Below are 12,732 nucleotides of genomic sequence, written 5' to 3' on the forward strand. Positions count from 1 at the left end.
CGGGGGTGCGACAGCCCCCGGACGGTCCACCCGCCACGGGTACGGGCGGCAGCACCGGTTTCACCCCCTGCAAGGTGTGGCTGACGTGAGCATCCTGGAACGCACCAGGGACGGCCTGAGGGCACACTCCCTGGCTCTGGACGCCGTCCTCGCGGTCGGCGTCCTCCTCTGCATGGTGGCGGGCTCCTTCGTCGACCCCCACGCCGAGGGCGGGCCCACCTGGGGCGCTCACACCCCGGACGCCCTCAGTTTCACCCTCATGGTGCTCGGCGCCGCAGCGCTCGTCCTCCGCCGCCGGGGGCCGAGAGCCGTCCTCGCGGTCACGGCCGCGCTCTCTCTCGTGGACCTCGTCACCGCCGACCCCCGTACGCCGGTCGCGATGTCCGTGGTCGTCGCCCTCTACACCGTCGCCGCCACCACCGACCGCCCCACCGCCTGGCGCGTGGGCCTGCTCACCATGACCGTGCTCACCGGCACCGCCATGCTCGTCGGCCCCCTGCCCTGGTACGCCCAGGAGAACGTCGGACTGTTCGCCTGGACGGGTATGGCCGCGGCCGCCGGAGACGCCGTCCGCAGCCGTCGCGCCTTCGTGCACGCCATCAGAGAGCGCGCCGAGCGGGCGGAACGCACCCGCGAGGAGGAGGCCCGCCGCCGCGTCGCGGAGGAGCGGCTGCGCATCGCCCGCGATCTGCACGATGTCGTCGCCCACCACATCGCCCTGGTCAACGTGCAGGCCGGGGTCGTCGCACACGTCATGGACAAGCGGCCCGACCAGGCGAAGGAGGCCCTCGCCCACGTCCGCGAGGCCAGCCGCACCGCGCTCGAAGAACTCCGTGCCACCGTCGGTCTGCTCCGGCAGTCCGGCGACCCCGCGGCCCCCACCGAGCCCGCCCCAGGGCTCGCCCGGCTCGACGAACTCGCCGACACCTTCCGCAACGCCGGGCTCCCCGTGGAGATCGCCCGCGCCGACCACGGCACCACCCTGCCCACCACCCTCGACCTGGCCGCGTACCGCGTCATCCAGGAGGCCCTCACCAATGTGCGCAAGCACGCGGGCCAGGGGGCGAGAGCCGAGGTCAGCGTGGTACGCGTGGGACCGAACGTGGAGATCACGGTCCTTGACGGCGGAACGGGCGAGGACGCCGGGCCAGGGGACACCGGCGCACCGGACGGCCATGGCGGGCACGGCCTGCTCGGCATGCGGGAGCGCGTCACCGCCGTCGGCGGCGCCCTCACCGTGGGTCCCCGCTACGGAGGCGGCTTCCGGGTTCATGCGATCCTGCCGCTCAAGAACCACGCGACGACAGCCGGGGAGAGCGCATGACCACCGTCCAGGGAGCGTGCATGACCACCCCTCAGGGAGCGCGCGCATGACCATTCGGGTCCTGCTCGCCGACGACCAGGCGCTGCTGCGCAGCGCCTTTCGCGTACTCGTCGACTCGGAGCCGGACATGAAGGTGGTGGGCGAGGCCTCGGACGGCGCCGAGGCGGTCCGGCTGGCCGGGGAGCGATGCGCCGACGTCGTCCTCATGGACATCCGCATGCCCGGCACCGACGGTCTCGCCGCGACCCGGCTCATCAGCGCCGACCCCGCTCTCACCCAGGTCCGGGTGGTCATACTGACGACGTTCGAGGTCGACGACTACGTGGTGCAGTCGCTGCGCGCCGGGGCGTCCGGCTTCCTCGGCAAGGGGGCCGAGCCCGAGGAACTGCTGAACGCCATCCGGATCGCGCACGGCGGCGAGGCGCTGCTGTCGCCCGCCGCCACCAAGGGGCTCATCACCCGGTTCCTCGCCCAGGGCGACGGCGACGACGGACGGGACCCGGCCCGTTCCGACCGGCTCGACACGCTCACCGGCCGCGAGCGCGAGGTCCTCGTCCAGGTCGCCGGCGGCCACTCCAACGACGAGATCGCCGAACGCCTGGAGGTCAGCCCGCTGACGGTGAAGACGCACGTCAACCGCGCCATGACCAAGCTGGGCGCACGCGACCGGGCACAGCTCGTGGTGATTGCGTACGAGTCGGGGCTGGTACGTCCGAAGAGGGACTGACGGCGCTGTTCCCGCGGTGCGTCCCGGTAGACCACACTGTGGGGAGCCGCTGTGGGGCCGTCCGCTCCTTTGTCAGTGTCGTGCTCCCGCGGGCCGGGTAAAGGGCGTTTCGCGTCGCCCTCGGCGATGGCCCTGCGGGCCACCGAGCTGCGCTTCACCGGCGTACGGCCGGCCGAGGCGCCGGGAGGCGCGCTGCGGATCGCGGAGAGCCGGGGTGTGCGGCTATCGAATGAATGATCGAGCCAAGTGAGGTCCGGGCCGCTGGGTTCGTCGGTACATCCATGGATGGAGCGGCCTCCGACCGGCCGTACTGCGGCCGCAGTAGAGGCCTGGAGAGAATTGGACCCTGGGCGGACGGACCGGCGTCGGGCGATGGCTGAGGGTGTACCAGTGGGCGCTCGTCTGCGCCCCGGACCTCCGCTCGCCAACAGAAAGACGCCGACCCATGTCCTGGCTGTCACGCTTCAGCCTCGCGCAAAGGGCCCTGATAGGTCTGATGTCGATCATCGCGATCGTCTTCGGGGCGATCGCGATACCCCAGCTCAAGCAGCAACTCCTGCCCACCATCAACCTGCCCCTCGTCTCCATCCTGGCGCCGTACCAGGGTGCGTCGCCCGACGTGGTCGAGAAGCAGGTCATCGAGCCCCTCGAGGACAACCTGCAGGCCGTCTCCGGCATCAAGGGCGTCACCTCCACGGCGAGCGAGGGCAACGCCGTCATCATGGCGTCCTTCGACTACGGCAATGACACCAAGCAGCTCGTCGCCGACGTCCAGCAGGCCGTCAACCGGGCCCGCGTCCGGCTCCCGGACTCGGTCGACCCGCAGGTCATCGCCGGCTCGACGGACGACATCCCGACCGTCGTCCTAGCCGTCGCCTCGGGCAAGGACCAGCAGGCACTGGCCGACCAGCTCGACAAGACGGTGGTGCCCGCACTGAAGAACATCGACGGGGTCGGCCAGGTGACCGTGAGCGGCGTCCGCGACCTCCAGGTCGCCGTCACACCCGACGACGCGAAGCTCGCGCAGGCCGGGCTGTCCCCGGCCGCGCTCGGCCAGGCCCTTCAGGCGGGCGGCGCGACGGTTCCGGCGGGCTCCTTCGACGAGAACGGCGGCAACCGCACGGTCCAGGTCGGCGGCGGCTTCACCTCGCTGAAGCAGATCGAGGACCTGATGGTCGCGGGAGAGCAGGGCAAGAAGCCGGTGCGCCTCGGTGACATCGCCACGGTCCGGCAGGAGGAGGCCAAGGCCGACTCCATCACCCGTACGGACGGCAGGCCCAGCCTCGCCGTGGCCGTCACCATGGACCACGACGGCAGCGCGGTCGCCATCTCCGAGGCGGTCAAGGACAAGCTTCCGGACCTGCGCAAGAACCTCGGCAACGGTGCCAGGATCACGGTGGTCAGCGACCAGGGCCCGGCGGTCTCCAAGTCCATCGAAGGCTTGACGACCGAGGGCGCGCTGGGCCTGGTCTTCGCGGTCCTGGTGATCCTGGTCTTCCTGGCGTCGATCCGCTCCACCCTGGTCACGGCCGTCTCGATCCCGCTGTCGGTGGTCCTGGCCCTGATCGTGCTGTGGACGCGCGACCTGTCGCTGAACATGCTGACGCTCGGCGCGCTGACCATCGCCATCGGCCGGGTCGTCGACGACTCGATCGTGGTCCTGGAGAACATCAAGCGGCACCTCGGCTACGGCGAGGAGCGTCAGGCGGCGATCCTCGCGGCGGTCCGCGAGGTGGCCGGCGCGGTGACCTCGTCCACGCTGACGACGGTCGCCGTCTTCCTGCCGATCGGCCTGGTCGGCGGGATGGTGGGTGAACTGTTCGGCTCGTTCTCCCTCACCGTGACGGCGGCCCTGCTGGCCTCGCTGCTGGTGTCGCTGACGGTCGTTCCGGTCCTGTCGTACTGGTTCCTGCGCGCCCCCAAGGGCACGCCCGAGGACGCGCAGGAGGCGCGCCGCGCGGCCGAGGAGAAGGAGGCGAAGAGCCGTCTCCAGCGCCTCTATGTGCCCGTGCTGCGCTTCGCCACCCGTCGCCGTCTCACCAGTGTGGCCATCGCGGTGGTCGTCCTGATCGGGACCTTCGGCATGGCGCCGCTGCTGAAGACGAACTTCTTCGACCAGGGCAAGCAGGAAGTCCTCAGCATCAAGCAGAAGTTGAAGCCGGGTACGAGCCTGGCGACGACGGACGCCTCGGCACAGAAGGTCGAGGACATGCTCGCCGGGGTGAAGGGCGTCAAGGACTACCAGGTCACGGTCGGCTCATCCGGCTTCATGGCGGCGTTCGGCGGCGGCACGGACACCAACCAGGCCTCGTACTCGGTCATGCTGTACGGCTCGGCCGACTCCAAGGACGTACAGAAGCACATCGAGGACGGGCTGGCGAGGCTCTCCGGGATCGGTACGACCACGGTCTCGGCGGGGGACGGCTTCGGCAGCCAGGATCTGAGCGTGGTCGTGAAGGCGGCCGACGCGGACGTCCTGCGCACGGCCTCGGAGCAGGTCCGCGCCGAGGTCGCGAAGCTCAAGGACGTCACGGATGTGACGAGCAACCTGGCGCAGAGCGTGCCACGCGTCTCGGTCAAGGCCAACTCCCGTGCGGCGGCGGCCGGTTTCAATGACCAGACGCTGGGCATGGCGGTCACCCAGGCGGTGCAGGGCACCAAGACCGGCAAGGCGGTCCTGGACGACGCCGAGCGTGACGTCGTCATCAGGTCGGCGAAGCCGGCGAAGACGCTGGAGCAGCTGCGGAACCTGCGCCTCGGCGCGGTGAAGCTGGGCGATATCGCGGATGTGAAGCTGGTGGACGGCCCGGTGTCGATGACCCGGATCGACGGCCAGCGGGCGGCGACCATCACGGCCCGCCCGACGGCTGACAACACGGGCGCGGTGAGCGCGGACCTCCAGTCGAAGATCAACGCGCTCAAGCTGCCGGCGGGGGCGACCGCGACGATCGGCGGTGTCTCGCAGGACCAGAGCGACGCGTTCCAGAACCTGGCGCTGGCGATGCTGGCGGCGGTGGCGATCGTGTTCATGCTGCTGGTCGCGACCTTCCGCAGCCTGGCCCAGCCCCTCATCCTGCTGGTCTCCATCCCGTTCGCGGCCACGGGCGCGATCGGCCTCCTGGTGGCCACGGGCACCCCGATGGGCGTTCCGGCGATGATCGGCATGCTGATGCTGATCGGCATCGTGGTGACGAACGCGATCGTGCTGATCGACCTGATCAACCAGTACCGCGGGCAGGGCTACGGCGTCGTCGAGGCCGTGGTCGAGGGCGGCCGGCACCGTCTGCGCCCGATCCTGATGACGGCCCTGGCCACGATCTTCGCGCTTCTCCCGATGGCCCTGGGTGTCACGGGCGAGGGCGGCTTCATCGCCCAGCCGCTGGCGGTGGTGGTGATCGGCGGACTCATCACGTCCACCCTGCTGACCCTGCTGCTGGTCCCGACCCTGTACGCGATGCTGGAGCTCCGCAAGGAGCGCCGCGCCAAGAAGAGGGCGGCGAAGAGGGCGAAGAAGGCGGGCGCGTCCGCGCAGTCCACCGACTCGGCGGAGCCGGAGCCCGCGGGCGTGTAGACGGGTGCCCGGGAGGGGCGGTTGGGGGCCGGGTGAGAGCCTGCTCGTCCCCGCCGCGCCTCCCTCGTCCCGCCCCTGAGGGGTGCGTCCCCAGGACGCACCCCGGCTTCACTTTCGGGCAGCGGCCCGACGCGGACGTCAGAGGAAGTCCGCGGTGTCCAGTTCGAAGGCGAACGGTTCCGGGAGGGCGAGCGGCTTGCCGAACGGAAGCGTGCAGTGCTGGCGGTAGTCGTCGTCCTCCGGGTCACTGAACAGGGTGATGGAGGAAGCCTCGCGGTCGATGAGCAAGTAGAGGGGGATGCCGCCGCGGGCATAGCAGCGGCGTTTCGCCTCGCGGTCCGTCCGGGGCTTGGTGGACGTCACTTCGAGCACCATGGCGACGCCGTCGCAGGGCATCCAGGAGTCGGCGCCGCGGTAGAGCCGAAGTTCCCTGGGGGCGAACGTGCCGTCGGGGATCACATGGTCCCTCGGGCAGGCGCCTCCGCTCTGCAGCTTCAGGCCCTTGTTGCCAGAGAACTGCATGTCGGTCCGGGCCCGCCTGATCACCTGGCTCACGATCAGGCCGATGTAGTCCTCGTGGTCCCCGTCCGGCGGCGGTGTCACAACGATCTCCCCCTCGATCAGTTCCGCCCGGAAGCCTTCCGGGGTGTCGAGACCCAGGAAGGTCTCCAGCAAGCCCTCGGCCGCCGTGATCGGCTCATGAGCCACAGCTGTCATGTCACGCCCCTCCTTCTGTCGCTTGCCAGACTGGGCCATCGGAAGATCACCTGCCCATCAGATGGGAACCGTTCCCTCGATCGTGGCACAGGGCCACGGCCGCCGTCAGGAACACGACGAGGGGCGCCCCGTGCAACGGGGCGCCCCTCGTCAGGCATATGGCCGCAGAAGGAGCTACGGCAGCGCCAGCATCCGCTCCAGCGCCAGCTTCGCGAACGCCTCCGTCTCCTTGTCCACCGCGATGCGGTTGACCAGGTTCCCCTCGGCCAGCGACTCCAGCGCCCACACCAGATGCGGCAGGTCGATGCGGTTCATCGTGGAGCAGAAGCAGACCGTCTTGTCGAGGAAGACGACCTCCTTGCCCTCCGGGGCGAAACGGTTCGCCAGTCGGCGGACCAGGTTCAGCTCCGTGCCGATGGCCCACTTGGAGCCCGCCGGAGCGGCCTCCAGCGTCTTGATGATGTGCTCGGTCGACCCCACGTGGTCGGCCGCGGCCACCACCTCGTGCTGGCACTCGGGGTGCACCAGCACGTTCACGCCGGGGATCCGCTCGCGCACGTCGTTCACCGAGTCGAGGCTGAAGCGGCCGTGCACCGAGCAGTGACCCCGCCACAGGATCATCTTCGCGGCCCGCAGCTCCTCGGCCGTCAGCCCGCCGTTCGGCTTGTGCGGGTTGTAGACGACGCAGTCCTCGAGCGACATGCCCATGTCCCGCACGGCCGTGTTGCGGCCCAGGTGCTGGTCGGGCAGGAACAGGACCTTCTCACCCTGCTGGAACGCCCACTCCAGGGCCCGCTTCGCGTTCGACGACGTGCAGATGGTGCCGCCGTGCTTGCCGGTGAACGCCTTGATGTCCGCGGAGGAGTTCATGTACGAGACCGGCACGACCTGCTCGGCGACACCCGCCTCGGTCAGGACGTCCCAGCACTCGGCGACCTGTTCGGCGGTCGCCATGTCGGCCATCGAGCAGCCGGCGGCGAGGTCCGGCAGGACCACCTTCTGGTCGTCGGAGGTCAGGATGTCCGCGGACTCGGCCATGAAGTGCACACCGCAGAACACGATGTACTCGGCCTCCGGCCGCGCCGCCGCGTCCCGCGCCAGCTTGAAGGAGTCGCCGGTGACGTCCGCGAACTGGATGACCTCGTCGCGCTGGTAGTGGTGCCCGAGCACGAAGACCTTGCTCCCGAGCTTCTCCTTGGCCGCACGGGCGCGTTCGACCAGGTCCGGATCGGACGGTGCGGGCAGCTCGCCGGGGCACTCGACGCCCCGTTCGCTCCTCGGGTCGGCCTCACGGCCGAGCAGCAGGAGGGCGAGGGGCGTCGGCTGTACGCCGAGCTCCTGGGATTGGGCGGTGGTCACGGCACGCACCCTTTCTGTTCTGCGGCTCGCCGGCCTCGAGAGAGCCGGCGGGACATGCGGGACAATCCTTTTCGTCGAATTGACGCTATCTATCATATCCGGTTCACGTCAGTTTGACGATGTCCATAACGTCGATGTGACGTGAATCCCGCCCCGCCCGTCGTCCACACGTCGGTGTCCGGCCTCCGGCGCATGTGCGAGCATGAATGAAGGAAAAAGCGAGAGAAACGCCTTCGGCCCGGAATGAATCCGCGGCCGTGCCGGTTGCAACTCGTCGGCAAGCCGTCTCCGTACAACCCGGGAGAGATGTAGATGTCCGTACAGGACGAGAAGACCACCGTCACCGACGGCATCATCCTGACCGACGCCGCCGCGGCCAAGGTCAAGGCCCTGCTCGACCAGGAAGGCCGGGACGACCTGGCGCTGCGCGTGGCGGTTCAGCCCGGCGGCTGCTCCGGCCTGCGGTACCAGCTCTTCTTCGACGAGCGTTCCCTCGACGGTGACGTGGAGAAGGACTTCGGCGGGGTCAAGGTCGTCACCGACCGGATGAGCGCTCCGTACCTCGTCGGCGCCACCGTCGACTTCGTGGACACCATCGAGAAGCAGGGCTTCACGATCGACAACCCCAACGCGACGGGCTCCTGCGCCTGCGGCGACTCCTTCAGCTGAGCACGCACCTCCCCGAGGCAAACGCGTACGACGGCGGCGCCCCCTCCTGACGGGGGGCGCCGCCTTTCGTGTATCCGCGAGCGGTCCTACTGCGGCTGCAGCGCCCCGAGGTGACCGGAGGCCGCCTCGGGCGGCATGCCCGCGGTCCCCCGCGGGATCCTCCGGCCGTCCGAACCCACCACCGCGCGGTCGCCGAGCGGCGCCTTCAGATGCAGGGTGCGGTGGTAGACCTTGGCGATCATGATGCAGACCTTGCCCTGCCAGGGCGTCTCGGTCACGGCCACCGTCACCCTGCCGGCGCTCTCGCTCACGGATGCCGCGTAGTCCGCGCACACCCCGCCCTGGTAGGCGATGGTCAGGTCCTTGCCGTCGGTGGTGTAGCCCATCACCCTCACATCGCGCCGCGTCGGCACCGACGACGGCGTCGCGTCCGGTCCACCCGTCCGCGGCCCCGGTTCCTCACTCGGCTGCCCGGGCGGCTGGGGCGCGGTCAGATACCGCGGGTCGACGGCCGGGCGCGTCACCGTGAAGGCGTCCCGGGTCCCGGCCGGCCGCACCTCGAACAGCCATGACGGCACCAGGACCGCCGTCCCGTTCACGGCATGCACGGCCAGTCCGAACACCGCGCCCTCCACGACCGCCGACGCCCGCTTCGGTACCGCGGTGGACGCCCCGCACGGTGTCTCGTCCCGGTCCTTCAGCGGTACGGGGCTCGCGCAGCCGCCGATGCCCTTGCGGCCGTAGGAGGTGGGCGCGCCGTTCATCAGGTCCAAGGTCTTGCGCGCACCGAGGACGGGGTACACGGCGCCCTTCAGTGGAGCCTTCAGAGTGCCGCTGCCCCCGGTCACCCGGCCGTCGGCGGCCACCTGCAGGCCGGTCGACCAGCCGAACGTGGGCAGCCCGCCGACCTTCGGGTCCGCGTTCACCACCCGGACGGAGCCCAGGGCCTGGTGTGCGTCGAGCGCGGCGTCGTCCTGGCCCAGCGCCTTCAGTACGGGCGCTGCGGCCTTCCTCGCGGCGGACTCGCTCACGGGCCGGGGGGAGTCCTCGGCGGACGTGCAGGGCTTGCCGTCCTCGCAGGAGGGGGGCGAACCGGGTGCGGAGCGGCTGAACGTCCACGTCCCCGGCGTCTGGACGGTCACCCGCAGGGCCGGCCCCGAACCGTCCTTCGCCGCCCCGACGGTCCATGCCCGGCCGTCCCGTTTCGGTGTGCCGGCCACGTCCAGGGCCCGGGCGAGCCGGGCCGCCTCGTCCTGTGTCACCTCGCCCTTCGCCCAGTACACGGGCGCCGATGATGGGCCGTCGGGGAGCGTGCCCCGCGCACGGTACGTCGTGCCGTACGGGTCGGGCTCGCCCACCGCGATGCCCGGAGGCGAGCCGCCCTCGCCGTAGCCGTCCAGGGTCAGCGCCGGGGGAGCGCCGTCACCCCCCGGCGCCGAGCCGCCCGAGCCACCGGAGGCAGCCGCGGCGAGATACGCCCCGCCGCCTCCCGCCAGCAGGACCGCGGCCGCGACCGAGGCGACGACCACCGGGGAACGCCGCCTCGGAGGTACGGCCCCCTCCGTGCTTCCGGTGACTTCGGGGGCGTCGCTCGCGTCGTCGGGTCGCTCGGTGTTCACCGCATCGCTCCTTCGGCTCCGCTGCTGTCCCAGGAGACCCCGCCGCGCCGGAAGAAGGGCCGGGGTCGTACACCGTCTCCCCTTTTAGGGGGACAGCGGTGGGACGCGGCGGGGGAGCGCACGGTTCCCTCGCGGGCGCTCCCGGTCCGCGGGAGCACGCACTCGGTCCCCGGAAGTCCGACATGGCACGTTCGATCGCACGAGGAAACAGCTACTATCGGGTAGTTTCGTCCGCTTCGTAGCGCTGGTCCGAGCGGGTAGCGTGAACTGTCAAATGCCTCTCCTCCCCTGGGAGCGTGTCCTCGCCGTGCGTATCGCAGTCACCGGCTCCATCGCCACCGACCACCTCATGACCTTCCCCGGCCGCTTCGCCGACCAGCTCGTCGCGGACCAGCTGCACACGGTCTCGCTCTCCTTCCTGGTCGACCGGCTCGACGTACGCCGCGGTGGGGTGGGTGCGAACATCGCCTTCGGCATGGGGCAACTGGGTACCGAGCCGATCCTGGTCGGCGCCGCCGGTTCGGACTTCGACGAGTACCGGGCATGGCTGGACCGCCATGGGGTGGACACCGAGTCCGTACGCATCTCGGAGACCCTGCACACGGCCCGGTTCGTCTGCACCACCGACGCCGACCACAACCAGATCGGCTCCTTCTACACCGGCGCGATGAGCGAGGCCCGGCTGATCGAGCTGAAGACGGTCGCCGACCGGGTGGGCGGGCTCGACCTCGTGCTGATCGGCGCGGACGACCCCGAGGCGATGCTGCGTCACACGGAGGAGTGCCACTCCCGGTCCATCCCGTTCGCCGCCGACTTCTCGCAGCAGATCGCGCGCATGAACGGCGAGGAGATCCGGATCCTGCTGGACGGCGCGACGTACCTGTTCTCCAACGAGTACGAGAAGGGGCTCATCGAGACCAAGACGGGCTGGTCGGACGCCGACATCCTGGCCAAGGTGGGTCACCGGGTGACGACGCTCGGCTCGCGGGGCGTGCGCATCGAGCGGTCCGGTGAGGACCCGATCGAGGTCGGCGTTCCCGAGGAGACGGCGAAGGTCGACCCGACCGGGGTGGGCGACGCCTTCCGCGCGGGCTTCCTGTCGGGTCTGGTCTGGGGTGTCTCGCTGGAGCGCGCGGCCCAGGTCGGCTGCATGCTCGCGACGCTGGTCATCGAGACGCTGGGCACCCAGGAGTACCAGCTGCGCCGCGCCCACTTCATGGACCGCTTCGCCAAGGCGTACGGCGACGAGGCCGTGACGGAGATCGAGGAGTACCTGGCCTGAAGGTGACTTCGTCCTGAGGGGCGCCGCTGCCGGTGCCCCTCAGGACAGCCGCCGCACCACGTAGGCCGCGCCCCTCGGTGCCGGTTCCTCCCCCACGTACTCCTGTCCCCGCATTTCGCACCAAGCCGGGATGTCCAGCCGCGCCGCCTCGTCGTCCGAGAGAACGCGCACCAGGGCGCCGACCGGGACGTCCCCGATGACCTTCGCCAGCTCGATCACCGGGATCGGGCAACGCTTGCCGAGGGCGTCCACGACGAGGGCGTCCTCGTGCGCGGCCGTCCGCACGGACGGCGCGCCCAGCTTCTTTCGCACCCCCGCCACCACGCCCGGCAGCACCGAAAGGAACCGGTCGACTTCCTCCGCCGGCGTCGCAGTCGGCAGCGACACCCGGACGTTGCCCTCGCTCAGCACCCCCATCGCCTTCAGCACATGGCTCGGTGTCAGCGTGCTGCTCGTGCAGGACGATCCGGACGAGACCGAGAAGCCTGCGTGATCCAGCTCGTGCAGCAGTGCCTCTCCGTCGACATAGAGACAGGAGAAGGTGACGATCCCGGGCAGACGGCGGACCGGGTCGCCCACCACCTCCACATCCGGGACCAGCTCCGGCACCCTCGCCCGGATCCGTTCCGTCAGCTCCCGCAGCCGTACCGCCTCTGCCGCGGCCTCTGCGCGCACCGCCCGAAGCGATGCCGCGGCCGCCACGATCGCCGGGATGTTCTCGAACCCGGCAGCCCGCCCTGACTCCCGCTCGTCCACGGGACCTCGGGGGGCGAACCGCACCCCCTTGCGCACCACGAGAAGTCCGACACCTGACGGTCCGCCCCATTTGTGCGCACTGGCCGTCAGGACCGACCAGTCGCCCTGCGCGGGGCCCCAGCCCAGCGACTGCGCCGCGTCCACCAGCAGCGGCACCCCGGCCGCACGGCACACGGCGGCCACCTCGGTGACCGGTTGCACCGTGCCCACCTCGTGATTGGCCGACTGGAGGCAGGCCAGCGCGGTGTCCGGGCGCAGCGCTTCTCCATATGTCTCGGGGGTGACCGCACCCGCGCGCGAGACGGGTACCCGGGTCACCGTCCCGCCGTCCGCCTCGAACGCCTCCGCCGCATGAAGAACCGAGGAGTGTTCGACCGCGGACACGATCAGGTGGCGTCCGACCCGGCGGCGACCCGCCAGCACCCCCGCGATCCCGGAGTGCACCGCCCGTGTGCCGGAGGGGGTGAACACCAGCTCGTCCGGGCGGCAGCCCACCGCCTCGGCGGCCGCCTCGCGCGCCGCGTCCAGCAGGAGCCGGGCCCGGCGCCCCTCGCGGTACAGCCGTGCGGGATCGGCCCATCCCTCGTCGAGCGAGGCCTGCAGTGCCTGACGGGCGACAGGGTGGAGGGGGGCCGCGGAGGCGGCGTCGAAGTAGGACACACCGTCACGCTAACTCCTGGGAACGCGCTGCCGGCTGAAGGGGTCGAA

Annotated in this window: 9 protein-coding genes; 5 read left to right on the top strand and 4 right to left on the bottom strand. The window is 70.7% G+C overall.

Annotated features, from left to right (window positions below; translation table 11 throughout):
* The first annotated feature begins 85 nt into the window (after positions 1-85).
* The 3 genes from BIV24_RS07115 (at position 86) to BIV24_RS07125 (ending at position 5,622) form a co-directional block, all read left to right on the top strand.
* Positions 86-1,324, top strand: a complete 1,239-nt coding sequence (locus tag BIV24_RS07115) for a sensor histidine kinase (RefSeq protein ID WP_071365316.1) — start codon at positions 86-88, stop codon at positions 1,322-1,324.
* A 46-nt stretch (positions 1,325-1,370) separates the two neighbouring features.
* Positions 1,371-2,051, top strand: coding sequence for a response regulator (locus tag BIV24_RS07120; protein ID WP_071365317.1), 681 nt, complete (start codon positions 1,371-1,373; stop codon positions 2,049-2,051).
* 445 nt (positions 2,052-2,496) lie between these two features.
* Positions 2,497-5,622, top strand: coding sequence for an efflux RND transporter permease subunit (locus tag BIV24_RS07125; RefSeq protein ID WP_071365318.1), 3,126 nt, complete (start codon positions 2,497-2,499; stop codon positions 5,620-5,622).
* A gap of 138 nt (positions 5,623-5,760) precedes the next feature.
* Here BIV24_RS07125 and BIV24_RS07130 read toward each other — a convergent pair whose 3' ends face one another.
* Together BIV24_RS07130 and nadA are read right to left on the bottom strand one after the other, a co-directional pair.
* Positions 5,761-6,339, bottom strand: a complete 579-nt coding sequence (locus BIV24_RS07130) for a Uma2 family endonuclease (RefSeq protein ID WP_071365319.1) — start codon at positions 6,337-6,339, stop codon at positions 5,761-5,763.
* A gap of 174 nt (positions 6,340-6,513) precedes the next feature.
* Positions 6,514-7,698 carry a quinolinate synthase NadA gene (gene nadA, locus BIV24_RS07135; protein ID WP_071365399.1) on the bottom strand — a complete coding sequence of 395 codons (1,185 nt, stop codon included), beginning with the start codon at positions 7,696-7,698 and terminating at the stop codon, positions 6,514-6,516.
* A 312-nt stretch (positions 7,699-8,010) separates the two neighbouring features.
* On the opposite strand from nadA, the gene erpA reads away from it, so the two are divergent.
* Positions 8,011-8,367 (top strand): iron-sulfur cluster insertion protein ErpA, encoded by a 357-nt coding sequence (gene erpA, locus BIV24_RS07140; protein WP_071365320.1) that lies wholly within the window; start codon positions 8,011-8,013, stop codon positions 8,365-8,367.
* Positions 8,368-8,453: 86 nt separating this feature from the next.
* Here erpA and BIV24_RS07145 read toward each other — a convergent pair whose 3' ends face one another.
* On the bottom strand, positions 8,454-9,986 hold the full coding sequence (locus BIV24_RS07145) for a hypothetical protein (RefSeq protein ID WP_079168061.1): 1,533 nt from the start codon (positions 9,984-9,986) through the stop codon (positions 8,454-8,456).
* Positions 9,987-10,293: 307 nt separating this feature from the next.
* On the opposite strand from BIV24_RS07145, the gene BIV24_RS07150 reads away from it, so the two are divergent.
* Positions 10,294-11,268: a carbohydrate kinase family protein gene (locus BIV24_RS07150; RefSeq protein ID WP_071365401.1), complete on the top strand. Its 975-nt coding sequence runs from the start codon at positions 10,294-10,296 to the stop codon at positions 11,266-11,268.
* A gap of 39 nt (positions 11,269-11,307) precedes the next feature.
* Here the strand turns inward: BIV24_RS07150 and BIV24_RS07155 are convergent, their stop codons facing one another.
* Entirely contained in the window at positions 11,308-12,684 is a 1,377-nt protein-coding gene (locus BIV24_RS07155; RefSeq protein ID WP_071365321.1) for a cysteine desulfurase/sulfurtransferase TusA family protein, read from the bottom strand.
* Positions 12,685-12,732: the final 48 nt, after the last annotated feature.

This window comes from Streptomyces colonosanans (genome assembly GCF_001866645.1).
Taxonomy (GTDB): Bacteria; Actinomycetota; Actinomycetes; order Streptomycetales; family Streptomycetaceae; genus Streptomyces; species Streptomyces colonosanans.

Bases quoted from the DNA above. Each gene is read 5' to 3' on its own strand.
- erpA (WP_071365320.1), top strand. From the start codon at position 8,011: ATGTCCGTACAGGACGAGAAGACCACCGTCACCGACGGCATCATCCTG.
- BIV24_RS07130 (WP_071365319.1), bottom strand. From the start codon at position 6,339: ATGACAGCTGTGGCTCATGAGCCGATCACGGCGGCCGAGGGCTTGCTG.
- BIV24_RS07120 (WP_071365317.1), top strand. From the start codon at position 1,371: ATGACCATTCGGGTCCTGCTCGCCGACGACCAGGCGCTGCTGCGCAGC.
- BIV24_RS07125 (WP_071365318.1), top strand. From the start codon at position 2,497: ATGTCCTGGCTGTCACGCTTCAGCCTCGCGCAAAGGGCCCTGATAGGT.